The 22,564-nt window shown below is 64.1% G+C and carries 24 protein-coding genes; 15 read left to right on the top strand and 9 right to left on the bottom strand.

From position 1 onward, the window contains the following. Window positions 1-145 precede the first annotated feature (145 nt). On the top strand, window positions 146-427 hold the full coding sequence (locus HII28_RS19540) for a hypothetical protein (protein ID WP_170027547.1): 282 nt from the start codon (window positions 146-148) through the stop codon (window positions 425-427). Between the two features lie 25 nt (window positions 428-452). Further along, window positions 453-728 carry a hypothetical protein gene (locus tag HII28_RS19535; RefSeq protein ID WP_170027586.1) on the top strand — a complete coding sequence of 92 codons (276 nt, stop codon included), beginning with the start codon at window positions 453-455 and terminating at the stop codon, window positions 726-728. Between the two features lie 415 nt (window positions 729-1,143). Here the strand turns inward: HII28_RS19535 and HII28_RS19530 are convergent, their stop codons facing one another. Further along, entirely contained in the window at window positions 1,144-1,407 is a 264-nt protein-coding gene (locus HII28_RS19530; RefSeq protein ID WP_170027584.1) for a helix-turn-helix domain-containing protein, read from the bottom strand. A 381-nt stretch (window positions 1,408-1,788) separates the two neighbouring features. On the opposite strand from HII28_RS19530, the gene HII28_RS19525 reads away from it, so the two are divergent. The 7 genes from HII28_RS19525 to HII28_RS19495 are packed head-to-tail and all read left to right on the top strand — an operon-like array spanning window position 1,789 to window position 9,596. After that, on the top strand, window positions 1,789-2,988 hold the full coding sequence (locus HII28_RS19525; protein ID WP_170027582.1) for a hypothetical protein: 1,200 nt from the start codon (window positions 1,789-1,791) through the stop codon (window positions 2,986-2,988). 23 nt (window positions 2,989-3,011) lie between these two features. Beyond that, on the top strand, window positions 3,012-3,335 hold the full coding sequence (locus tag HII28_RS19520; RefSeq protein WP_205865115.1) for a hypothetical protein: 324 nt from the start codon (window positions 3,012-3,014) through the stop codon (window positions 3,333-3,335). 7 nt (window positions 3,336-3,342) lie between these two features. Beyond that, window positions 3,343-4,041, top strand: a complete 699-nt coding sequence (locus HII28_RS19515) for a hypothetical protein (protein WP_170027580.1) — start codon at window positions 3,343-3,345, stop codon at window positions 4,039-4,041. Between the two features lies 1 nt (window position 4,042). Beyond that, window positions 4,043-5,395 (top strand): hypothetical protein, encoded by a 1,353-nt coding sequence (locus HII28_RS19510; protein WP_170027578.1) that lies wholly within the window; start codon window positions 4,043-4,045, stop codon window positions 5,393-5,395. Then, entirely contained in the window at window positions 5,395-7,050 is a 1,656-nt protein-coding gene (locus tag HII28_RS19505) for a hypothetical protein (RefSeq protein WP_170027576.1), read from the top strand. The genes HII28_RS19510 and HII28_RS19505 overlap by 1 nt, the downstream gene beginning before the upstream one ends. Next, window positions 7,047-8,522, top strand: a complete 1,476-nt coding sequence (locus HII28_RS19500; RefSeq protein WP_346769427.1) for an ATP/GTP-binding protein — start codon at window positions 7,047-7,049, stop codon at window positions 8,520-8,522. Before HII28_RS19505 ends, HII28_RS19500 begins: the two co-directional genes overlap by 4 nt. 3 nt (window positions 8,523-8,525) lie before the next feature. Next, on the top strand, window positions 8,526-9,596 hold the full coding sequence (locus HII28_RS19495; protein ID WP_170027574.1) for a hypothetical protein: 1,071 nt from the start codon (window positions 8,526-8,528) through the stop codon (window positions 9,594-9,596). Between the two features lie 34 nt (window positions 9,597-9,630). Here HII28_RS19495 and HII28_RS19490 read toward each other — a convergent pair whose 3' ends face one another. The 4 genes from HII28_RS19490 to HII28_RS19475 form a co-directional block, all read right to left on the bottom strand. Next, window positions 9,631-10,755 (bottom strand): hypothetical protein, encoded by a 1,125-nt coding sequence (locus HII28_RS19490; RefSeq protein ID WP_170027572.1) that lies wholly within the window; start codon window positions 10,753-10,755, stop codon window positions 9,631-9,633. Window positions 10,756-10,826: 71 nt separating this feature from the next. Continuing rightward, window positions 10,827-11,849: a hypothetical protein gene (locus HII28_RS19485; protein WP_346769426.1), complete on the bottom strand. Its 1,023-nt coding sequence runs from the start codon at window positions 11,847-11,849 to the stop codon at window positions 10,827-10,829. Beyond that, entirely contained in the window at window positions 11,842-13,497 is a 1,656-nt protein-coding gene (locus HII28_RS19480; protein WP_346769425.1) for an N-6 DNA methylase, read from the bottom strand. Before HII28_RS19480 ends, HII28_RS19485 begins: the two co-directional genes overlap by 8 nt. A gap of 159 nt (window positions 13,498-13,656) precedes the next feature. Further along, entirely contained in the window at window positions 13,657-14,052 is a 396-nt protein-coding gene (locus HII28_RS19475) for a hypothetical protein (protein WP_170027568.1), read from the bottom strand. Window positions 14,053-14,149: 97 nt separating this feature from the next. On the opposite strand from HII28_RS19475, the gene HII28_RS19470 reads away from it, so the two are divergent. Both HII28_RS19470 and HII28_RS19465 read left to right on the top strand, forming a co-directional pair. Continuing rightward, window positions 14,150-14,896 carry a hypothetical protein gene (locus tag HII28_RS19470; protein WP_205865114.1) on the top strand — a complete coding sequence of 249 codons (747 nt, stop codon included), beginning with the start codon at window positions 14,150-14,152 and terminating at the stop codon, window positions 14,894-14,896. Between the two features lie 23 nt (window positions 14,897-14,919). After that, the gene (locus HII28_RS19465) at window positions 14,920-15,102 is read left to right on the top strand and encodes a hypothetical protein (protein WP_170027566.1); all 183 of its coding nucleotides are present in this window, start codon (window positions 14,920-14,922) and stop codon (window positions 15,100-15,102) included. Between the two features lie 44 nt (window positions 15,103-15,146). Here HII28_RS19465 and HII28_RS19460 read toward each other — a convergent pair whose 3' ends face one another. Together HII28_RS19460 and HII28_RS19455 are read right to left on the bottom strand one after the other, a co-directional pair. Then, a complete protein-coding gene (locus tag HII28_RS19460; RefSeq protein ID WP_170027564.1) occupies window positions 15,147-15,593 on the bottom strand; it encodes an HTH domain-containing protein in 447 nt (148 codons plus the stop codon). Between the two features lie 93 nt (window positions 15,594-15,686). Further along, entirely contained in the window at window positions 15,687-16,172 is a 486-nt protein-coding gene (locus tag HII28_RS19455) for a hypothetical protein (protein ID WP_170027562.1), read from the bottom strand. Between the two features lie 1,428 nt (window positions 16,173-17,600). Here HII28_RS19455 and HII28_RS20560 point away from each other — a divergent pair. The 4 genes from HII28_RS20560 to HII28_RS19435 all read left to right on the top strand — a co-directional run bounded on the left by HII28_RS20560 (window position 17,601) and on the right by HII28_RS19435 (window position 20,129). Further along, entirely contained in the window at window positions 17,601-18,317 is a 717-nt protein-coding gene (locus HII28_RS20560; RefSeq protein WP_170027559.1) for a G1 family glutamic endopeptidase, read from the top strand. Window positions 18,318-18,435: 118 nt separating this feature from the next. Beyond that, window positions 18,436-18,543, top strand: coding sequence for an ATP-binding cassette domain-containing protein (locus tag HII28_RS19445; protein ID WP_170027557.1), 108 nt, complete (start codon window positions 18,436-18,438; stop codon window positions 18,541-18,543). 24 nt (window positions 18,544-18,567) lie between these two features. Next, the gene (locus tag HII28_RS19440) at window positions 18,568-19,320 is read left to right on the top strand and encodes a ScbR family autoregulator-binding transcription factor (RefSeq protein WP_346769424.1); all 753 of its coding nucleotides are present in this window, start codon (window positions 18,568-18,570) and stop codon (window positions 19,318-19,320) included. Between the two features lie 101 nt (window positions 19,321-19,421). Next, entirely contained in the window at window positions 19,422-20,129 is a 708-nt protein-coding gene (locus HII28_RS19435) for an alpha/beta hydrolase (protein WP_170027553.1), read from the top strand. Window positions 20,130-20,271: 142 nt separating this feature from the next. Here HII28_RS19435 and HII28_RS19430 read toward each other — a convergent pair whose 3' ends face one another. Next, the gene (locus tag HII28_RS19430; protein WP_170027551.1) at window positions 20,272-21,678 is read right to left on the bottom strand and encodes an IS1380 family transposase; all 1,407 of its coding nucleotides are present in this window, start codon (window positions 21,676-21,678) and stop codon (window positions 20,272-20,274) included. 134 nt (window positions 21,679-21,812) lie between these two features. Further along, a complete protein-coding gene (locus HII28_RS19425; protein WP_346769423.1) occupies window positions 21,813-22,415 on the bottom strand; it encodes an ImmA/IrrE family metallo-endopeptidase in 603 nt (200 codons plus the stop codon). Window positions 22,416-22,564: the final 149 nt, after the last annotated feature.

Raw genomic sequence — 22,564 nt, 5'->3', positions numbered from 1 at the left:
CCGGGAACGCCACGGACTGAACCCTCGGGAACCCCCGCCAGCCCCGTCCGCACCAGAGCATTCGGCAGGGGTCCAGTGAATCCACGCAGCTCGACGCAAGCGCCGAACTTCTGACATTCACCAGGACACAACAAAGGGGAACATTATGAGCACTCTGATCACCGACAGCAACGCGGTTTTGACCTTCACCGGCCAGTGGGCACGCCAGGAGATGGCGGACTACATCGGGACGGCGATGAGCTGCGAAGAGATCGATGCGCTGTACGGGCTGCTGTATGCGATGGGGGAGCCGGCGGCCGCCGACATGTGGATGGCTGCACACGCACGAAACGACCAGCCGGGGGAGCGTCACTATCGGGACTCGGACGCGCAGTACGCCGTGCCGGTGGACCCGATGGACCTTCTGCAGTGCGAAAGCTGCCAGTGAGACAGCCGGGGGAGCGGAGGTGACCATGATGAGCACCGACTACGTACAGATGACCGCGCACGAGCTTGATGTGTTCGCCTCCGGCTACCTCGAGGCGATGACTGACCAGGCTGCGGAGCTGGAACGGCTTCGGGCGGAGATCTCCCGGCTCGACCGCGAGGCACAGCAAGCGCGAGCCGACGCGGAAGCCGCCTACCGCCAAGCGTTCGGTGTACAGGCCGGCCGGACTGCATCAGCACATGCCATCCGAAGCGCCGACATTATGCGTGCACGCGCCCAGCACGACCAACGCGGCCAATAGAGACCTGCAAGACAGGCATGTCGCAAGCAGCTGAGAGGATCGGAGCATGAGCAGGATCCCGGCGATCCGCGCCGAGGGAGCATGACATGCACATACTTGCCACGATCGGCTTCCTCGCCCTAATCGCCGGCATGGCTCTCGTCTGGACTAGTCGGCGCGCACGACGGCTCGGCCTCGCTCCACCCCGCGCAGCGGACCGTCTGAGAACAATTGGCATGATCTGCGCGCTAATCGCTGTTCCCGTCACTGTCGGTGCAACCATCGCCGCAAGCATCTCGTAACGCCAGCGGATCCTTTCGAGCGCTGAGCCCCGTGGAGCACGAGGGCGACGATTTGCGCAGCAAATCGACGGCAACCCGAAATCACCCGGCCACACAGTCGACGTGCCTACCTGTCAGACGCGGGACAGGGCGCGCTATCGCAGCATCCAGGCGACGAAAGCTGTCAGGTCATCGGTGAGGACGTCGCGTCGCGCCGCGTAGTGGACCGGGCGGCCGTTGCGGTCGCCGGTGACATCCGCTTCGACGTAGCCGAGTTCTTCCAGCTCACGCAGCACAATGCGCGCCGTGCTGGGAGTCAGGCCCGAACCCTCGACGAGCTGCGTTCGTGTCGACCCCGGGTTTTCCAGGAGGAAACGCAGGGTAATAAGTCGCGACGTACCCGAGATCGCGTCATGCACAGCTGCGGCACGCGGTGGCATCTCTGGCGTGTCCCGGCGCGAAGGCATCTTCCCATTCTGCCCGGTCAAGTGGGCAGCTGTCCTGATCAGTCCGTCCAGATCGCTAATGGTCTAAGAATGCCTACCTAGTAATTGAACTACAAGGTAGAGTGTCCGGTATCGGACGCGTCCGAAGTGACCACTACCCTCGGAGTGGTCACGCGAGCGCTGGGGAGCGAGCAGATGGAAACGGCGGAGATTTCGCAGGGATCGACAGCCGTCGACCCTGCAAGTCGACCACTCGCGGTCTGCCCGAGCTGCGGCATCAATACGGCGGGACCGCACTACTGCACCAGCTGCGGAGCGCAGCTGATTGCTGCACAGCCAAGGGAGGACCACCGCATGGCACAGGACGAAATTAACGACGTGTTCCCGGGGGCGCAGCGCGCCGCAAGCTACGTCGAATCCGAATACACCGTCTCCGGACCAGTACTGCAAGCCGTCCGTGAGCAGGCGCGAGCGGCGGCCGAAGAGGCCGACCTCGGCGAGGAGGAATGGGAACCGCAACCAGCTGTTCAGCATGTGGCTGAATTGCCGCCTGTGCCGGCCGCCAGCGCAGTGAATGTAGCTCAGCCGACTCAGCTGCCGAACACGGTCTTTCTCGATCCCGTCGCAGACCTCAGTGCAGCCAGCACTGTCCGAGAACAGCCGCGGGCCACACGCGGGCTACGGGGAATGCTCTCGAAGATGGGGCTGAACGTCGAGCCCGGGGCAGCCGAGAAGACAGAGCTGGCGGCGGCCGAAGCACTGCACGGCGACGAGCAGAAGATCCGCCAGGCAACGTGGACACGGGCCGTGTCCATCCTCGTGGCGAACAAGAAGGGCGGCACCGGAAAGACCCCCTCATCGCTGGTACTCGGGGGAGTGCTCGCCGCGGTCCGCGGCGGGTCGGTGTGCATCCTCGAGGTCTCCGACGACCCCGGCACGCTCACGTTCCGCTCGGAGGGCAATCCCGTGCGCGGTATCGGAGAACTGGTGCGCGACGCCCCAGCGATCGGCAGCGCCGGTCAGCTGAACGGGTACACCGCACCGCAGACCTCGTTCGCAGCGGTCATCGGCACAGTGGGCCGGCGCCAGCAGTTGAACCGAGAGGACATCACCGCAGCGGCCCGCGTCATCGACGAGTACTACTCGATCCGCGTCATGGACTCCGGTAACCAGCCGTCATCCAGCGCGTTCCAGGGAGCCGTCGAGACCGCAGATGCACTCGTGATCCCGATGCTGAACGCCGGCGACTCGGTGCTCGACGCCGTGGCAACCCTTGACGAGCTGCGCGCTCAGGGCGGGCACGCCTCAACCCTGGCAGCCAACGCCATCCTGATCCGGCTCACGGACGGACGACCCGAACACCCGCAGGTGCTCGAGCGAGCCCAGCGGATCATCGAGGGAATGGGCGTGCGCGCTGTCTACGAAGTCCCCTACGACGCCCACATTGCCGAGCGCGGGCAGATCACCCTCGACCGTCTCGCGCCGGCCACACGGGCCGCATACACAGCGGCGGCAGCAGGCGTCGTCGACGCACTCAAGACCACCGTTGGCTAAGCAGCCGGACTAGGAGAACAACCATGCACGAAATCGCGCACCAGCTGATCGCTCACGCGACGATCGACAACCCGCTCAACGGCGTGCTGCCCGACTTCTCCGTATTCGGGGTCGAGTTCGACGCGCTCTGGAAGAAGGTGCTGGGAGGCATCTGGGCAATCTGCATCGTTATCACGATCATCTTCCTAGCGATCGCGCTGGCCGGCATGGCCGGCTCGTCCGAGGGTGGCGGAAACGCGCTGGCCTACAAGTCAGCACGTACTAGGGCCGTCTGGGCCGGCATCACTCTTGGATGCCTCGCAGCCCTCGCAGTGATCGTCGGCGCGATCCTCGCAATCGCTGGATGACCGCCGCATGAGCGACGCCCCGCGCCCTGTACGCACACGACCCCGCTGGCCATGGATCGTCGTCGGTCTCGCCGCGCTCCTCGTCGCCCTCGTGCTGATCCTCGCCCTCACCGGAGGATTCAGTAGCACCTCGAATGCGCAGCCCACCGCACGACCCACCTCGAGCCAGAGCCCTACGGCAACGGATGCACCCGGTGTCGCGGCAAATGGGTGCATCGGCGGGAACGGGCGTGACGCAGCAATGCTCATCGCTGCACAGAAGGCTGCGCCTCACACCACGAACGGCGCGGCCAGTATGGCTGCGGCGTTCATGCGCTGGCTCTACCAGTTCCCGAACCCTTCGACGGGCGATGTACAGCAGGTCACCCAGAGCATCGTGTCGTCGAAGGACGACCCCGAGCAATTTGCTCAGTTCGTCACGAGCGACACGAACAGATCAGGTGGCCTTGTGCCGGACGGACAGCCGTTTAGCGTCTCCACCGTTCCCGGAGTGTTCTACGTCGAATCGACGTCGACCGCGGATCAGCCGGTTATCTCTGTGGGCGCGGGGCTCGTCACCGATGGCGCGCTGAGCGCGACATTGCGGGAGTCGACAACGGTCACGCTCCGCTGGGAGGACGGAGCTTGGAAGGTACTTGGGGCTAAGGGAACTCGGACGACGCAAAGCCTCTTCTCGATCGGAACCGCATACAGCGGGGGATGCTGACATGTTCACTTTTGAGAACAACGGCGGAGGCAACGGGGACCCATGGGGCGACGTGATTGGTGGCGTAGGGAACGCCATCAATGCCGCCGGGGCGGCCGCCAACTTCTTCTCTGACCCGTTCGGCAACATGTACAAGGCGTTTCGCGACTCGGCGGTTTCACTGTCGCGTGACGTGCTGCCGGTCATCACGCAGGCGACGATGCCGGACCTCACTTTGTCTTGGTTCATCAACGTCTACAAGGTGTCGTTCGCGTTGGCCATCTTTGTGCTCGTGTTGGTGTTGCTCCCGCAGTTCGTGCGCGTTGCGCGGGGCACGCAGTCGGGCCGGGAGCTGGGCGAGTCGCTGGTGTTCTACGGCCCGCTGTTCATCATCGGGGCGATGTTCGGCCCGATGCTCGGAGCGGTCCTCGTGAACCTCGTGCACGCGCTGAGCACGTCGCTCACTAGGTGGGCGTTTTTCGATACCAACGACAACCTCGTGAACTCGTTCACCAAGATGCTCGACCAGGGCGACGCCACAGGGATCGCAGGCGGGGCACCCGTGGCCGCGTTCCTGATGTTCTGCGCGTGGGTCGCGCTGCTGATGACCATCGTCGTCATGCTCATGCTGTTGGTCGTCCTGTACTTCTCGGGCGTGCTGTTCCCGCTCGGTTACGTGTGGATCGTTGACCCGCAGCGACGCAAGACCGGCTGGCGGCTCGTGGGTCTCTTCATCGGCGTGCTGCTGGCGCATCCGCTGCTGTTCTTCATGCTCGGCGTCACCTTCCACTGGATCGGTGCGGGCGTGGAGACATTCGGTAACAACCTCGACGTGCAACGGCTCGCGCTGCTCATTTCTGGCGTGTTCGCCATGCTCATCGCAACGTTCAGCCCCTTCCTTCTGATGAAGTTCGCACCGGTCATCCCGGCGCTGACCGGGGGAAGCACCGGTCCGAGCATGCAGCCTGGCCAGTGGGGTTCGCAGAACACCAACGAGCTGCCGAGCCGCTATGCGCCGCAGTCGCAGCAGGGCGGCAAGTCCAGCGACTCGGCCAATGCCGGATCACCGGCCGAGGAATCGGCCGGCATCGGCACGAAGGGCTTGGGCGACCTAGCGGGAGCGGGAGCCAAGGCGGGAGCTGGCGCTGAGGCAGGCGCCGGAGCCGAGGCCGGCGCGGGTGCAGCTGGTGCTAGTGCTGGCGGACTTGCGGCGGCAGGAGCCGCCGAGTCCGCTACCGGCGCAGGTGCTGCGATCGGCGTTCCCACCCTGATTGCGGCGGGAGCGCTCAAGGCAGGGCAGGTAGCGGTCGACAAGGCACAAGAGGCCGGCGCAATGGCCGCTGACGCGGCAGGCACGTACGAAGAGGGGGCGTGATGAGCGAGACCGAACAGGCATCACTGGTCGAGCGGAAGCTCGGCGGCGAGGCGGGGCACCGTTCGTTCTTCGGCGGAGGGAAGAACGGACCCCGAAACATTCTCTTGGTGCTGTGTGGGCTCGTCCTTATGGTCGGCACACCGTTCTTCGGCGCACCGGCCGTCGTCACTGCTGTGGTCGCCGCGATCGTGGTGTTCATTGTCACGGCGCGCACACACCGCGGGTCGATCCTCGAACGCCGCACGAAGCGGTCCCGATGGGTGCACCGCGGCAAGGCCGGTCTCGACCGATACGAGCCGTTCGACGTAGCTAGGTGGGATCAGCTCTCGCAGAGCGTGCAGGACAAGGCGATCAGCAAGCATGATCGGTGGGCGGCGAGCCGTGAGCTCGCGGCGATGCGCACCATGCCGGACGGGGCGGACGGCATGGGCTGGTTGCAGATGGGGCGCCGCGAACCGGGCATCTCCTGGCATTCACCGTTCGGAGAGCCGGCCTACCTGTCGGTGAGTTTCACCGTGACCGGGCAGCTGCGCGGAGCTGAACCGAACGCGGTAGCCCGCCGAGCAGCGATCGCGCTGGGGGAGTTCCTGGCATCGAAAGCAGCACCGTCTAGTCTGCTGCGCCGCGTTCAGATCACTACCCGTGTCCTGCCGCCTGATACGGCGTTCAACGAAGCGTGGGCGCAGGTCAGCCTCGATCCGGAGATTCCTAAGGACCACCCGGCCGTGCTCTCGTACAGCGAGGTACTGCGGATCACTGGGAAAGACTCCATGGTGCAGCGACACACGGTCACGGCGTGCTGGCCGATCGACGCCGCGTTCCTCGATGCCGCCAGTAGCTACGGTCATGGTCGCGATGGGTGGCGGGCACTGATGAGCCGAGAAATCGACTCAGCCGAGCGTGGTCTGCGCGCTGCACGGTTGGGTGACGTTGCCGTGCTCACCGCGAGACAGACGGCGGCGCACATCCGCCACCAGCAAGATCCGTTCTTCCCGCTTGACCAGCCGGTCGACGACCCAACGCGCATCGGTGTCGCCTCGCACGACGAGTTCTCCGCTCACGTCGTGACGACGCACAATCCGGCAACAGGGGCACCTGTGGAGTGGTGGCACCGTACCGCGGCGATCAAGGCGGAGCACCTGGCGGTCGGGGACCGTTCGCAGCTGTGGCTGCTGGACCTCCTGATCGGCGCCGATCTGCGGTTCCTACGCACGGTCACTTTCCATCATCAGCTGATCCCCGCAGGAGAAGCGCGAGCTGCGGCACGGCGCGACCTCGTGCGTGACACCGCGGCGCAGATGGGCGACATCGAGGCTGGCCGGCTCGCGAACGATGAGACGCAGGCGAACAAGACAGCTGCGCAGCTGCGCAAAGCCGATCTGGATTACGGTTCGCGCCACCACGGCGATACGTGGATCGGGTACGTGACGATCACTGAGACCAGCAGGGACGCCTTACAGAGGGCGTCGCGGCTGCTGGAAGAGGTGTGCGAGAACGGGCTCGGCATCGAGCAGCTGGATTGGCAGGACAGCTACCAGTCGGCGGCATCCGGCACTACGTGGCCGATCGGTCGCGGCATCGCGACAGAGAGGCCCAGCGTCACGAACCGCGTGTACCGGAAGCTGGCCGGCAAATCGAACAAGGAGGCGCTGTGAGCGAGCACAAGGCAGAGGGCGGTCGCACCGGCATGTGGGCGTTGCCCGTGCTGCGGAAGTTCGCGCCACCGGAAGAGGTAGCCGTCGACGACCGCGGCCGCACCCAGGGCAAGGACGAGCTGGTGCCGTGGAATGTACCGGGCTCGAGAATGCGTCCCCGAGAAGGGAAGGCAGGCCGCGGCTTCTATGCCCCGTCTCTGCGCGGTGCGCCGACGTCGACACGGCAGGCCGAGATTCTCAACTCAGCCGTGATCGGTGCACCCACCGGCACCAGCGGCATCGTGACTGGCCGGGACGAGCTGTCCAAAACCTCGATCGCGCACGACTCAGTCACCGCGTACAACTCCCAGCCACGCCTGATTTCCAGCCCCAACGTCATCGTCATGGGCGATGTTGGGTCGGGAAAATCGAGCTTCACCAAGACCGCACTCGTGGCTCGTCCTCTCATCATGGCCAAACGGCGCGCCACCGTGTTCGACAAGAAGGACCGGGCCGGCGAAGGCGAGTACTCGGAGCTGGCGCGAGCCTTCGGTGCCGAGCCGATCAAGTTCACCGACGACGGCACCGGCACCAGGCTGAACCTGCTGGACAAGATGATCAGCCACGGCACCGGCGCGGCCGGCCAGCTGCGACTCCTCAAAGTCGTCACCAGGCTCGCCCGGAACGACACCCCACTGGACGAGTGGGAAGAGGAAGCGCTGCGCTCGGCGCTGCGCTCCACACTTGCCCGGTTCGACGACGGCCGCGACGCGACCCTGGCCGACGTGCTGCCCGCGCTCGCATCGACCGCGAACGACAGCGACTATGCCGCCCACTCGGTGCAAGCACGCGACAAACTGCACCAGGCCGGCCTCTCCGTTCAGTTCACTCTGAACACGCTCCTGGACGACTACGCCGGCCTTCTCGACGGCGAGACCTCCAAGTCGGTCGACCTGGCGCACAAGCTCACCAGTTGGGATATCTCGCAGCTGCCCGACGACGGCCCGGCCGTGCCGATCGTCATGGCCATCGGGCACATGTGGCTGCTCGGCCGACTGCGCTACGACCGAGGCTGGCACACCACCTGTGTGTACGAGGAAGGCTGGCACATCGCAGCCGGCCCATCCGCCTCGCTGGCCCGCGCAAACCAGAAACTCTCCCGTGGTCTCGGCCTCTCGAACGTGTTCGTGTTCCACAAGGGCACCGACATTCCCGAGGGATCGCCCGGCATGGCCATGGTGCAAGAAGCGCAGACCGTCTACGTCTACCGCCAGTCCAGGGAAGCGGACGCCGCATGGTGCCAACGCACCTTCAACTTCGCACCCGAACGGGCACACGACATCACCCAGCTCAGCGACGGGCACCACTACTTCAAGTACGGCAGCCACGTGGAAACGCTGGTTCGGCACATCCGCTCCGACTGGGAGACTGCGCTCACCAACACCGACGAGGGAATGGAAGCCGCGGCCGGCACTCTGGCGAAGGGCGCATAACAGGTGGGCTGGAAGTCGGTCACCGCTATCACGGTCACGCTCGGCGTGCTGTTCGGCGGCGCCTTCTTCATGTCCGCCGCGCAGGCCAGCACTGCGTGCGGCAACGCCACCGTCGATGCCGCCACCGCGGCGACCAGTCAACCCGTCGCCGGCTACTCCGGCGACCAGCTCGCCAACGCGGCCGCCATCATGAACGCCGCTACCGGGCTCGGCCTCGACGCACAAGCGCAGACGATCGGCGTCATGACGGCCATGGGCGAATCCGGGCTACGGATCCTCGACCACGGCGACCAGGCCGGCCCCGACTCCCGAGGGCTGTTCCAGCAGCGGAACAACTGGGGCAGCCTGGCAGACCGGATGGACGCCACGAAGTCGGCGCTGCTGTTCTTCCAAGCCCTCGCGAAGGTCCCCGGTTGGGAGACCATGACGCCCACCGCGGCCGCGCACGCGGTGCAGGGGAACGCTGATCCGAACTACTACGCGAAGTACTACGCGGTGGCCGCCCAGGTCATCCAAGCACTGTCGAGCAACGGCGGCGGCGACCCCGGATGCGCCGTCAGCGGCGACCAGGTGCCGCTCGCACAGGAACTCGTCAAGGCCGCCGACGCCGGCCGACTCGTTGGCAGCGTGCCGGACCACATCAAAGAGATCCGGTGGATCGCGCAGGGCAAGAGCGTGCCGGACTGCGGCATCGACACTCGCATCCTGCAAGTCATGGTGCTGGCCGTGCGGAATTTCCAGACGGTCGGCATCTCCGACATCAACCGCAAGTGCACAGGTCAAATCGAAGGAGCCGGCACCGAGTCGGCACACTACGCGTCAGGGGGCGGGCACGCCGTCGACTTTTACATGCTCGACGGCCACGAGCTCACCGGATCAGATGGTGAGTCGATCCGGCTGCTGTCGCTGCTCGACGCCGTGATGCCCGCCGGATCCGGCGCTGGTCAATCCGAATGCCGTGCCGCCGCTGGTGACCCGATCAATCTGGTGAACTTCACCCAGTTCGACGACACCTGCAACCACCAGCACGTCGACGTTCTCGCGGCTGCGTCGGGACTCCGCGGCAGTGAGTAGCAAACTGGCCGTCGTATCTGCCCTGAAGCAGAAGTCACGGTTTGGGTTTGCGGCTGGTGATGCTCTTGAGCAGTTGTATGGCCGAGAGTGTCGTCCAGAAGATCCAGTCGAGGTATTCATCGCCATACTCGCCCTTCTGGACGCCATTTCCGTGGCGTATGGCGAAGTTGTTGAAGATGTTGAAGAGGTCGGACTCGTCTCCCTTAGCGAACTCGCTGGCCTTGAAGGCTTGCCGATGTTTTTCCAAGTAGTTGGCGAGTTGCGTGACGGCAGCACGACGCTGGGTCGTGGTTGAGGCGCGAGCTCGGTAAAGCTGAATCGCGTCCGCGACGAGCTGCCCATCGCTGTCAGATGGCGCTTCGCTCAGTTCGTCAGCCAGTCCGTCGAGCTTGTAGCCGGCGTGTCGGATCAGACGGCCCTTTTCTGAGCCCTTGCTCCCCAGCCGCAGGTCGACGTTGTACCTCTCGAGCAGTTCGTTCACTCGCCATCGGTAGACGACGCCGCCGGACTCCTTATTGTGGGCGTCGTAGTGCCAGCCGCAGTCCCCGTAGGAATGGAAGCTTCGAGTGCGGGGTCGCTGAGCTTGATCGTGGAAGTACTCGATGATCGCGTAGAGCACATCGGTTGGGACTCCGACAGGATCTTTGCCTAGCGGCCATGGCACATCGGCGTGAATCGCTTTGCCGATGTCGGCGCTGGCGTCGCTGATGGATCGCCCCCAGGAGATACCGTCATCGACGCAGCCTTTGGCCCAGACCTTGGGGAAGTAGTCGACCTCTCGCATCTCTTCGATCAACTCGGCGAACGCCTTTTCGAGCGGCTTCTGGTGACTGTCGGGTGTGACTCGGCCTCGCCGCTCGAGCCAGTATCTTGCTGGTTGGTATCCGTGTAGCAGAGTAGGACGTTTTAGGATCGCGTCGAGCACCTCAGCGGCGTCGGCCAGGTGAGCGCCGGTCTCTTCGAACCATGAGGTGCCGCGCGCTTGGCGGAGTTGTTCGAGACTGGAGGCAACGTCGCCGTCTACGAAGGCTTCTGCGAACAAGCAGACCACCATATTCGTAAACGAACTGCTGGCGCGCATCGCGGCGATGCGCTTTGCCTCCCACAAGAACAGCTCCTGCGGCCACTGCAAGGAAAAGTCAATGTCGGCGACGTTCATGCCCGGCGGATCTCCTCATTCGCGTGTTGGTCGCTTCACACGGCTGCAATCGGCCGCATTGACCACCCCTCTCAGCTGCCGGGTTGGCGGCGGCGTGCCCGCGCTTCCTTGTGGAGCGTTACGGGCGTGGTGTCCAGGACGCGGTTGACCATGGTGGACAGAAACCGGCCGGCTTGCAACTGCTCAGGCACCAGGTCGTGGCGTACGGCTACGCGAGGAAGCGCGGTCAGGTCGCGCTCGATCTGCTCGGTGGGAAGTTCTGCGGCCGCGTCTTCGTCTGCGTCGACGGACTCGCGGCCGGCGGTGAGGCCGGCCACAGCTGCGCGGTCTTCGGGTTCGCCGGTGTCAGTAATGGATTCGCTGTCGCTGTACTCCATCATTACGAGGCAGGTTGCGTGGTACGCGTCTTCCTCCTGGCCAAGCTTGCCGAGCAGGTCGATGAGCCAGTCTGCGGTGTCTGGTTCTTTCTGCAATACGTCGCTGCGCAGCCCGAAGACGAAGCCGAGCGCTGCAAGCGGGTGTCGCAGGCGCAGGTTTTTCGCGTCCCCGTATGATTCCTCGATACGGTTCGGTGCGTTCTTGCCGTAGGACGAATCCATGCGCTTGGTGGAAATCAGCAGCTCGGGTCCGGTGCGGTCGGCGGTGATGATGACGTCCACCTGCTTGAAGTAGTTCTTGCCGAGAATGCTCGCGCTGGCGCCGGTAACGCCGGTGATCGATGGTCGACGGTCGATTTCGGCCTGGACGCGCTCGCGCAACTGGCGGGGGAGGCCCGCCACCAGGTCGGCGGCCGCGGCCGGGAGGATACGCGGGTGCTTTGCCCTCGGCCAGGTCTCGCTATCGGTGAATCCGGCGCGGCGCAACTCGTAGCTCAGCCAGACGTCCAATGCGAGGGCCGGGACACCGGACTGCGTGTTCGCATCGAGCAGGAGGGGCACGCCCAGCAGCCGCTCGAGCGTTTTGGTGTCCGGCTCGTAGCGCAACGCGCCGGCCTGGCCGCGCCAGGGATTGCCGTGGACGCCGTCAGGCGCGGCGTCGGACACGATGCGGTCGAAGAGAACCCAGCCGCGCTGTTTCATGCTCGGCTCAGACACTCTTGCTCCTGACCGAGCGGCGACGGGTCAGCGCGGCGTGGGCGTCGCTCACCGCCTCCAACTGTGCGGGGCTCAGGTGGCCGACGTCGACCAGCAGGGTCTGGTCGACGATTGCTACTGCCTGGGCAAGCTTGCCAGCCTGCAGCAAGCGGGCCACCTTGCCACGGATGCCACGCAGCTGCTCGGCGCGATCGCGCACAAGCTGCGGAGCGGGCATGGCCCACCGGTCGGCTTCACGTGGTTCCAGTTTCAGGATGCCGCCGCCGTATGCGCGGCCGACGAGCTCGGCGCTGAGCAGGGTGGCCGAGTTCAGCGACGCCAGCGGCAGCAGCTCGCGGCCAAGATCGCGCAGCTCGTCACTGAGGTAGACGCCGTGGATCGAGTTCAGATGGTGCGCGCCGGCGAGGTTCGTCGTCAGACGCGGGGTGTCGGCATTCATGCACGTCAGTAGCAGGTCAGCCGGTGGGACGAGCGGCACCCGGTACCAGGTTTTCCGCACACGGCACTTGTACGCCTGGTCAACCCCGGCGGTATGCCCGGCCTCAACGTAGGCGCGAGCGGGTTCCGACAGTTTCTCGTTTGGGTAAAACAGCCAGGTCTCCCGGCCCTTGCGACCGAGCCGGGTGAGCATGTCGTCGGAGAGCACCAGGCCGCGTAAGTGAGAGCTTCCCGGCGGGGACAGACGCAGCAGCTCGCCGCGTTGGAGCTTCAGCTCGGCCACACGCTCGGGGGAGAGGGCGAAGTATCGGTTATTGCCGGTGACGATCCCCAGCGTCGTCTCGCCCCAGCTCTGAAGCGTGGTGAACAGTCCGGCGTCGACCAAGGAGGCGGCGGCCGAGAGAGCACTCTCGCCAACCAGTCCGGCCCCGGTCCACTTGCCGGCAGGGTCGATTGGGGACCACTGCAGCCCGTCGCCCAAGCTGCGCAGGCTTTCGGCGTTGCGTGCGGTGTGGATGGTGGCGTGGGCTGCGGACCCTTGCTTATAGCCGTCCGCGAGCAGCAGTACAACGTCGGCCTCGGCTTCAGGGAAGACCTGCTCATCGAACAGCACCAGCTCCAGTCGGGCGAAGCTGTCGAAGAGGAAGCGGCGCACGGGTGCCGCGTAGTTAACGGACAGCAGTTCCGCCGGCAGGACGAGACCCATTCGGCCGCCGTTCTTCAAGAAGAGGGCGGTGTGGACGACGAATGCTGCCCAGCTGGAGGCGAGGCCAGTCAGTGCGACGCCGGCGCGCAGCGCGGCCTCACGGCTGCGGGTGCGGGCAGGTCCGGTCCAGTCCTGGTAGCGGATATAGGGCGGGTTGCCGATCGCTGCGGTGTAGCGCGGCTTCGGGTCGACAAGGAAGAAGTCGCTGACGCGGATCTGCGCGCGGCCCCCGGCCTCACGCACGCGGCGGCGGCCGACTTTGGCGCTATGGTCGTGGATCTCGACGCCATGCACGACAGGCCCGGCATGCCCGAGGGTCTGCAGTCGCTGGGTGGCGGCAACGAGGAATTCGGCATCGCCAGCGGACGGTTCCAGCACACTGTCGTTCGGCTCTCGCAGTGCCCAATCGGTTATGAAGTTGACTATCGCTGGCGGTGTGAAGAACGCTCCGCGTGCTTTGCGGACGTCAGAAGTATCCGCGGGGTGCAGCGGGGAGAGGGTCACAAGGCAATTGTGTCGCGAGCCGCCCACACGGGCGTACACGGCCCGCCGCGATCGTCGTCCGACACGCTGTCGGTCGGTCGACAGTTTTGCCCGCCGCCATGAAGCCGACCGTAAGCCGTCCCGAAGTGGGCTCGTGATAGACGTCCGAGTCGTCGCGCCCTACTCTTCACTGGGCAGCGATAGCCATGCCCGAACCAGGTCTGCCCATGCGTGCGCTGGCACGCGTTTGTCGATGCTGTCCGCGACCTCGTCGGCGGTCCATTGCTCAACACGGAGGACCGGAACAAATGGCCATGATCCGTCCCAGCGCGCCACCCTTGGTCCGCTGCGTCCATGCGAGTCAATCAGTATCCGGATGACGTCATCGCGATCGCCGACCGCTTTCACGGCAGGGAACAAGGCTGCGTACTCCCAGTTCCGCCAAGCACGACGGAAGTCGAGCTCGAGAGTGCCCTTGCTGCCGTTAACTTCGATGAGGCCGAGCATGATGGCGCCGAGTGCCAGCCCTTCGCCCACCGCCGTGTGCTGCTGTGTTGTCGATCCGCTGCTCGCCACAAAAGGACGCTATCGCCTGCCTCGAGCGTCCGACACGGAAATGGGACGCGTCCTGCGGCACTCCGTACATCACCCCCGTGATTCGTGCCCAATCGGAATGTCGGAACTGCTGCGTAGCCTTCCTGTGGAGGTTGGAATGTCGTCTGATAGGTATCCGTTCCCGGTCGCCGTTTCCCGCCTTGGGGACGGCGACTCTCGGGAAGCTCAGAACACGCGAGCGATCACGTGGCTCCAGTCACAGCCCGGCGGCGCCCTTGTTGTCGTCACCCCCCGCAAGGAGTTCGCCGGCGAGAGTCTGAAGCGTTTGGTTTCTGCGCCGGGCACACTTCATCTGACTTGGCGCGGGATGTCGAGCGGAGTTCTGCACTCCAGCCGAGTTCTGTACGCGTGGCCAGACAAGGATCATCTGGACGATCTGTGGGGCGTCGGCGCCGATGCCATCGCCGTGATCGAGTGGGGCGAACCGGAGGCGGCCGAATGGATCGAGGACGCGCAGCCGGTCCAGCTCTTTCCAGGGAGAGCGGTGCCTACTGCAGCGTCCCCGAAGGCCTCGTCCACGGAACCCCTGCCGAACGGCGTCGACAAGATCCTCGAGCACGTTGCCCGGATGGCTGCGGGATATTCCTCCGGCCTCAAATGGAACGAAGAGGACATGGTCAAGGCGGACATGATGAACCGACCCGAGCGATGGGCCTCGGTGACGGTCGAACAGGTCCGCGCCAAGTGTCGCGCGCTCCAGATGCGGCCGAAGGATGTCGAAACGATCACTGGATTTCTCGCCCGCCGGAAAGCGGGGCACCGATTCAACGTCCAGAGCTCATATCGAGGCTTCACCTTCCGCTAGCCATGCCACGTACCATCGACCACATGAGTGCACGGGTGACACCGATAAGGCCGGGCGTCGATGACGACCTCGCGGCCGGGTTCGAGGATGCGGCGTGGCTGTCCACGGAGGTGTCGATCGACGCCGAGACGGGGGAGCGGGCGGACCCGTTTCAGACGGTCTCGGCGCGGTCGGGGAACGTTCAGGAAACTCCCGACCTGACGTAATCATCGTTATCGGCTACGTGGTGAGGTAGCCGAGATCTACATATTCATGAACGCGCGGCGTTCGCAGCGTTGATGAGGTAAGCCGCCCTGACGGCTAGCTCGTACTTCGTCTGCACTGGAACGGTATCGGGATCGCTCAGGAAGCTCTCTAGTTGGCTAAGTTCGATTCCGGTCAACAGGGCGATGTTTTGAGCGGTCAGTCGGCACTGAGCCATCAGCACCTCGACTATCGCCTTAACGCGGAAATCGTCATCTTCCGTGAGACCTTGTGTCAGCTGTGCCGCAAGCGTGGATAGACGCATGCCCTCATCAGCGGAGAGCGAAGTCGCGTTCCGCGAGATCCCTGGCGTACCGAAGGGAGCGTCTCGCAGAAATGTCATGAGCGCGTCGCTGGTGATGCCGGTGAATGCCTGCAGGGCCGCCTCGGAGACGCGGCCGTCTGCAATGAGGCGTCGCAGCTGGTCCGCGGTATTGAGGGTCTCTGATGTCATGGCGACTGCTCTCTCACTCTCTCGTGCTCACGCGGAATGGATGGGGCCGGCTCCACTTGACTGCTTGGCCCCATCCTCTCCGTCCGGCACCGATCAGTAATCGTTATATGTGTATATCGTGTTGTTCGGCACTGTGTTGCCGTTTGGCAAGCCCAGGAAGTAAGCGGTCCCGCTGAGCGTGCCAGAGTACGTGTGGCCCCGAAGCTTGCTCGTCGGGATATCGGCGGAGAAGATCAATTCGTGAGTGCAGCCGTTGCTGAACCCGCTTGTGAGGTCGGTGATGCAGAAATCCCCGACAAAATTGGTGGACGGTTCCGACATCGCTATGTCGTAGTGATAGACGCCCTTTGCAGCGGATACCGTGAGCAGTCCAATGTCTCCAGGGTAGGGGACTGAGGTGCTGAGAGGCACCAGGCCCTCCGCAGCGGGCGAATCGACGGCCACTATGGGATAGACCGCTGACTCCCCCTCGGCCAACGTAGTCTGCTGACCATTGACGTCGAGCTGGTACACGGCATCGCTGGCCGATGTCGGCGAGTCAGCATGGGCTGGCGTCACAGTGACAAGGGTGAGAAGCATGCCCGACACGCTCGCGGCAGCCAACCACCCTCTCTTCCGTAGTTTGAACATCTCGTTCCCCTCTTCCGGCCTGGATGATGCTTAGCGCGGACCATAGGTCTGGGAATCAAGACGATCGTCTTGATTCTGGGAGGACCATATCTCCTCAGGGCACCCAAAGGGAACAGCCAGCTCCCGCCGAGAGCCACGACGTGCCAGGCACAGTGCTAACGGACGCTCAGAGCATTTCAATGTCCGTCGTCGACCATTCGCCGATGCCCACGTCATTAACCGCGAAGCAATCATCAGTACAGGACGGTCACCACGCTCGTGCCCTGTCAGCCGACAGCACGAGCGTGGTTTCGGCGACTAGCGCAACGACCCTGATCCGATCATCGCAACGAGCTTCGATCGCCCGCGAGCCGGATGGTCAGCGAACGACCCCGCAGCGCTTTGAGTACCCGGCACCGGCTCCACGCAGCTCGCCCCTTGCTCTAGGTATGGTCATGGCATGGTGCGGGCGTACGGGCGACCCAGGGCGAATGCCACCGAGACGATCGAGGTTCAAGCAGCCACGATCGAGGACGCGAAGGCCGCCGTGCTCGCGCAGCTCACCACCGATGCCAGCATCGAACGAACACGGTTCGGAAAGCGATACTCCATGCTGCGTTTCATTCTGTTCGGTGCGTCCAGTGGACCACTACTGCGAGCGGCCCGATGGTCGAAAGACTGTCTGCTCGTGACTGGGTCGGCCTTGATCGCGCTTCTCGTTTTGACCGGCTGCGTGCAACAGTGTGCCGGCGGAAGTGGGCCGACCATGGAGATCCGGGTTCATGCCACCGCGTGGACTCGGGCGCATCCCGGAGAGACGGTCCGCATATGTGCCAACAAGCAGTGCGTCACATTTCCTACCGACAAGGCGCTTCCACCTGTCGGCATCAATCTGGACTTGCCCCAGAGGACTGCGACCATACGTACAGATATCACGTTCTCGAGCAGCGCTGGAACCCAGCGAACAATCGAAGTCCACGTGCGGCCACATACCAGTTCTTGCGCGCCGCATCCAGCATGCGGATGCGGAAGCCTCTACTTCGGAACCCTCAACATTGCAGCCGATGGATCATTGCGTGCCGAGTAGGCGAGGTACTCTATACGTTCGTCTAGGTGAAGGTATAGATTGCGCACATGAGGACGAAGCGATCTGGCCTAATCGTTGCCGTGGTGGCTGCGGCCGTGACAATCACTGTGTGCGCGATTCCTCTGTCGGGAGCAAGCGCGGCCACGGCTGACCCGAGCTCGGCGCAGAGTACGGCACTGCCATCCTCCAGTGGCTGCAGCGGTCTAACTGTGTACTCGCCGGCGCCAGGATCCAAAACACTTGATCCAGCCAGCGTCGGCGAACCAAGTTCACCGTTGGTCGACAAGGCGAACGCGCGTGGAGTCCACTGGGTGACCTCCTTCACCTGCGCTGCACCGTTAGCTTCCAGATCCACGACGCCAAAGACACCCAATATTCTGAGTCCGAACCTCGATACTCAGCCCTCACCAAGCTGGGCCGGGGCGGTCGCTTCCGCTTCTGAGCCGACGTTGGCAACTATGGAATGGAATGAACCGGCGGATTCGACCATCGATGACGAGGCTCTTTTCTGGGCAGGCATAGGTGGCTGGAACGACAGTAACCTCATACAAACCGGAACAGAGATGAACGACGGTGCCGGCCTGACCTATCATCAGTTCTGGTACGAATCGTGGCCGTCGGAAACGATTCAGCCGGTCTCAGCGCCAACTGTGGTCGCCGGGGACGATGTCGCCGTGCAGGTTCGGTACGAAGGCGGGATTGCCTTCTTTACCGATTGCAATATGAGCAATAACACATGCTCGAACTACAGCGAAACGGTGCCTAGTCCTGGAGCGACGGCGGAATGCGTCGCTGAAAGGCCACTTGAACAGCCCGGCAGCTTCTATTTTCCTCTTTCAAACTTCGGCACGGTAGTGTTCACCAACTGCATATATGGTGTAGGGGAAAATCCAGTCGCCGTATACTTCACCTCGGGCAACTCATGGCCAGTAGATATGGTTAATAGTAGCGGCCAGGTATTGGCGAGTAGTCCGGGTCCAGATAGTAGCGGGCCAAATCTTGCGGTTACCTGGCACCTTGCAGGATAACCAGGCAAGGGTTCTAAACCGGCTCGGATCGTCCGTCCGCCGTAGTTCTGTCAAGCTCACCGAACCTTTCGGTGGCGATATGCGTCTACGCCCCTGAAACCGACGGCTTCGACGGCACATGGCAGTGGCCAGACTTCTTTCGGGTGGGGAAGCGCAGCGACTGATGCTCGCGCGAGGGTTGGCCTCACAGCCGGATTTGCTTCTCGTTGATGAAGGCGCCGCGTAGCTGGATCGCAGAACCGCTTCACAGGTGGGCCCCGCTCACCCCGCCACGTCATGGCAATGGGCGTCAAACCACGCAATCCACCGCTCGGCGCAAGCTTCATCCGATACCGTCAGTCCTTCACGTGTGTGCGAAGGGGGATTGCCGGTGCAAACCAGATCGGTGGAGACTCGGGAGACGATGCTTCTAGCTGCCGCTCAGGAGTTCGATGAGCACGGGTACACGGGTTCCTCGGTCCAGGACATCGCCGATCGGCTTGGGAAGACGAAGGGTGCTCTCGGTTACCACTTCCCGAGCAAGTCATCAATGGCTTTAGCAATCGTGGAACGCTTCTATGGACAATTGCCCGGCATGGTCGAGCTATACCGTGCTGGCGGCAGCATGGATGTGAGCTCCGTAGTTGCCCTCTCGCTGGACGTCGCTCGGCAATTCCGTGACGACGTCATGGTCCGGGCCGCAGTTCGTCTGCAACGTGATGCCGAGACGATTGAGGTGCCGTTGCCTACGCCGTACGTGAACTGGATAGCACTCATTGAGTCAGGGCTTCGCGATGCCGAGCTCAAAGGACAGCTCATGCCGGACGTGGATGTGGCTGCCACCGCCCGAGTGGCAGTCGCGGGGTTCTTCGGTGTGCAGCAGGTTGCGGCCACGCTCGGGCATCGTGCTGAGCTGGTCAACTGGGTTCTCGATCTGTGGCGCGTCATCCTCCCTGCGATAGTGGGAGACGCGGCAAAAGACACCCTCAGTGATGCCGAAGCACGAGTCCTAGCCCCCCACTGATCGCGTCGGCCCCGTACGCATTCATCGCCGTTGGGTCTGCGCTGCACGGCCTCGCGCCTCCTCCTTGGATACTGGATCGGGTGCGGCATGAAGCTGAACCGATGATCGTGGCCATCCCAGGAACTCTGTGTGCGCCGGACGTTTTTGAACCAATCGCTGAAGCATTGGCAGGCGACGCGCGCGTCGAGCCTGTCGACTGGATGCTGGCGCCCGGCCCGTGGGACATTCCGACGATTGCGCAGCGGATCCTCGAGCGGGTTCGCACCGACCACACGTCCCCAATAGTGGTCTTGGGTCATTCCACGGGCGGGGCGATCGCATTGCAGATTGCACTCAGCGCGCCCGAGATCGTCTCTGCGCTGATCATTAGCGACAGCGGGCCGAACATGAAGGGCCACGGCGATGTCAGCACGATCATCGCCGCCGCAGAGATCTCCTGGGGCCCACAACTCTTCGCTCCCATACTCACGCGATCTTTCCGCGAGCCTCTCCCCCATGAGGTCGAACGCAAGCTGCTTGCCTACGCTGGCCGGGTCTCCCCGACTGCGGTGATTGAAGTCCTACGGAGCCAACGTGACTTGGACTTCGCAGAACACCTCACAGACCTGGCAGTGCCGACCCTGGTGCTGCATGGGAGCGATGACCCGGTGCGGACCATCAACCAAGCACAAGCATTCTCGCGAGCGCTCCCCGATGCCGTGCTCCAGATCATCGATAGCGGCCACACCCCTGTCTTCGAAGCACCTCACGAGACCGCCGCCGCAATCCGCAGCTTCCTCCGGAACCTTCGAATTCAACCCCGTGCCTAAACCTGGATCCACCGATGAGCCTTGGGGTGGGTGGGGCCGGCGTGATCGGCGCGGTGTGATTGGCTGTGGGCAGGGGTGAGTTCCGGGCGTCGCGTCCCGGTTGTCCACTGGGTTCTTGGTCGTGCCGTTGTCGCGGCGGTGGTCAGCTGGTCGCGGCCGGCGGTGGCGCGTGCGTGGTTGTCAAGAGCCGGTCGAACGCGGTCTGCCAGGGCCAGGCCTCGGGCAGGTGCAGCGTGATCTGACGCGCGGACCGTGCCAGGCGTGCCGGCACTTGGATGAGGGTGCGGCGGATCGTCGCGGTCGTCGCTCTGGCGAGTCGGCCCGCGCGATCGGCGATGAGCCCAGCGGTGCGGGTGAGGTTGAACGCGACCACCGTGAGCACGAGCCAGGCGCTGTTCGCGGTAAACACCCCGGACGGCAGATGAGCGAGCGGGCCGGCTTTGAGGTCGGCGTGGACTTGCTCGACGATCGCGTGCGCCCGGTGGGTCTTGTCCGCCGCGACGGTGCCCATCTTGTGCTTGTCGGTCGTGGTGAAGAACGCGTGGTGCCGGTAGGTGTCGAACAGCGTCGGCTGCTCCACTTTGTTCGGGTTGAGGTCCGGGATGCGTCGCACCACCAGCCGTCCTTCGACCCGTTCAGCGATCTTCCGTGAGCGGAACGCGATGAAGGGCACCTCGGCGACTTCGGCTTTGGAGATCCACCGGCCGGTGGCCTCGTCGCGGATCGCGTTCGGGTACTCGATCGTCTCCCATCCGTCGTCGGGGATCGACGCGATCGCTGTCTTCACCGCGGGGTTCATCCGGACCGTGACCGATACGTCCGCGCCGCCCTTGATCGCGGTGCCGACGGTGGCGTGCCCGTAGAACGCGGAGTCGGCCCGCAGCAACGGTCGGACACTGCTTCCGGGGTGCATGCGGTGCAGGGTCGCGAGAACGTCGCCGACGATCCTGGCTGCGCCTTTCGGGGAACCGGTCTTCCCCTGCCGCAGCCGCTGCCCCAGAATCACCGGTGCCGACGTCGAGGTGCTGGCTGTGGCGATCAGCGCGTTCAGGCCGCGGACGCCGGAGTACCCGAACGAGGCGCCCTGCTTCTTGTATCCGTGCACCTGAATGATCGTGTCGTCCAGATCCAGCATCACCCGCTCACCGGGCTGGACCTGCAGCAGTGGTGCGGCCGAGGCGAGGTTCACCAGGGTTCGGGAGGCGACCGCGTCGAGTTGGCGGACGTGCCCGAACCGGAACGCGCGCAGGAACGATCCCAGCGTCGACGGCGCATACGTCCGGTCGAACAGCCTGCCCATCCCGCCGTGGCGGAGCACATTCATGTCGTCGATCGAGTCCGCGCCGGCCAGCATCCCCGCCACCAACGCCATCACCTTCGCGCCGGCGTTCGCGCCCTTGTCCGCCGGGACACTCAACCGCGACTGCGCGAGCCCGTCCAGGCCCGCGGAACGAGCGAGACGCAGCATCGGAACCAAACCTGCAGTCGACACGAGATTCGGATCATCGAACACCGCAGACACGGCGGCCGGAGCATGCTTGAATTGCACCTACGAGATGCCTCTCGGATCAGTCGAACAGAACCCTTAGCAAGTTCCATTCTTCCTGATCAGAGGGGCATTTCTGCGTCACCGCGCCCGATCAGCACCCAGGCCCATCGGTGGATCGAGGCTAAACCTGAGCTTCAGTCGCCAGCGCCAACGAGACGAAGTACTGGGCGACGGTCAGGCTCGCCGAGCAGATCGCGTACTTGCGGGGGGCTGAGTCTTAGCGCATCAGCGAGAGCCGGCACACCCGCGCCATGATCGCCGGCGAGCTCGGCAGCCTTCTTCAGCAAGGTCGGCATTTCGCCCGGGTAGGTGCTAGTCGAATCGGCCGCTGGATCATAGGTCAGGTTCAAGCGCTGGTATGCACGTCGTGCAGAAGACTCGGTAGTGCGGCCGCGCTCGACCATCCTGCGAACGAGCGATTGTGGTGAGACGCCCCACGTCCGGCCGAGCCTGTCAAGCGCCGCTAGGTCGAGCCGTTGCGGCAGCGCTGCGTCCATCGCTGCCGCCGGTGTCAGGAATGCCGCCGCGAATTCGTCGGCCTCCTTTTCGATCGCAGCGCTGTACTCGACAGCGTCACCGTGCAGCAGTAGGTGCCCGATTTCGTGCGCAATGGAGAAGCGGTGCCGGAAGACGTTCTCGCTGCGGCGCGGTGTCGTGATGATGATCGGCCGGTCGACAATCACGACCGAGAAGGCGTCGACGTCTGCAATCTCGCGTAACGGACGCACTGCGACCACAATGCCGTGAAACTCCGCTGTGGCGACTAGGCCGTGTTGCTAAAGGGTGCTGGTGAGCCAGTGGAGTGTCGCGGCGAGGCAGAGGCCGGCGTGGTAGTTGCGGGCGGTCTTGTCTGAGCGCATCGCGATCCCGCGCCATTGCTTGAGCT

It is taken from the genome of Planctomonas sp. JC2975 (genome assembly GCF_012985205.1).
Lineage (GTDB): Bacteria > Actinomycetota > Actinomycetes > Actinomycetales > Microbacteriaceae > Humibacter.
This window is presented reverse-complemented; position numbering and strand designations above follow the sequence as displayed.

Excerpts from the sequence above, each read along its gene's own strand:
- HII28_RS19515 (WP_170027580.1), top strand. The coding sequence starts at position 3,343 with ATGAGCGACGCCCCGCGCCCTGTACGCACACGACCCCGCTGGCCATGG.
- HII28_RS19435 (WP_170027553.1), top strand. The coding sequence starts at position 19,422 with ATGATCGTGGCCATCCCAGGAACTCTGTGTGCGCCGGACGTTTTTGAA.
- HII28_RS19540 (WP_170027547.1), top strand. The coding sequence starts at position 146 with ATGAGCACTCTGATCACCGACAGCAACGCGGTTTTGACCTTCACCGGC.
- HII28_RS19445 (WP_170027557.1), top strand. The coding sequence starts at position 18,436 with ATGGCAGTGGCCAGACTTCTTTCGGGTGGGGAAGCGCAGCGACTGATG.
- HII28_RS19520 (WP_205865115.1), top strand. The coding sequence starts at position 3,012 with ATGCACGAAATCGCGCACCAGCTGATCGCTCACGCGACGATCGACAAC.
- HII28_RS19510 (WP_170027578.1), top strand. The coding sequence starts at position 4,043 with ATGTTCACTTTTGAGAACAACGGCGGAGGCAACGGGGACCCATGGGGC.
- HII28_RS19535 (WP_170027586.1), top strand. The coding sequence starts at position 453 with ATGATGAGCACCGACTACGTACAGATGACCGCGCACGAGCTTGATGTG.
- HII28_RS19465 (WP_170027566.1), top strand. The coding sequence starts at position 14,920 with ATGAGTGCACGGGTGACACCGATAAGGCCGGGCGTCGATGACGACCTC.
- HII28_RS19490 (WP_170027572.1), bottom strand. The coding sequence starts at position 10,755 with ATGAACGTCGCCGACATTGACTTTTCCTTGCAGTGGCCGCAGGAGCTG.
- HII28_RS19505 (WP_170027576.1), top strand. The coding sequence starts at position 5,395 with ATGAGCGAGACCGAACAGGCATCACTGGTCGAGCGGAAGCTCGGCGGC.
- HII28_RS19525 (WP_170027582.1), top strand. The coding sequence starts at position 1,789 with ATGGCACAGGACGAAATTAACGACGTGTTCCCGGGGGCGCAGCGCGCC.
- HII28_RS19460 (WP_170027564.1), bottom strand. The coding sequence starts at position 15,593 with ATGACATCAGAGACCCTCAATACCGCGGACCAGCTGCGACGCCTCATT.
- HII28_RS19470 (WP_205865114.1), top strand. The coding sequence starts at position 14,150 with ATGTCGGAACTGCTGCGTAGCCTTCCTGTGGAGGTTGGAATGTCGTCT.
- HII28_RS19455 (WP_170027562.1), bottom strand. The coding sequence starts at position 16,172 with ATGCTTCTCACCCTTGTCACTGTGACGCCAGCCCATGCTGACTCGCCG.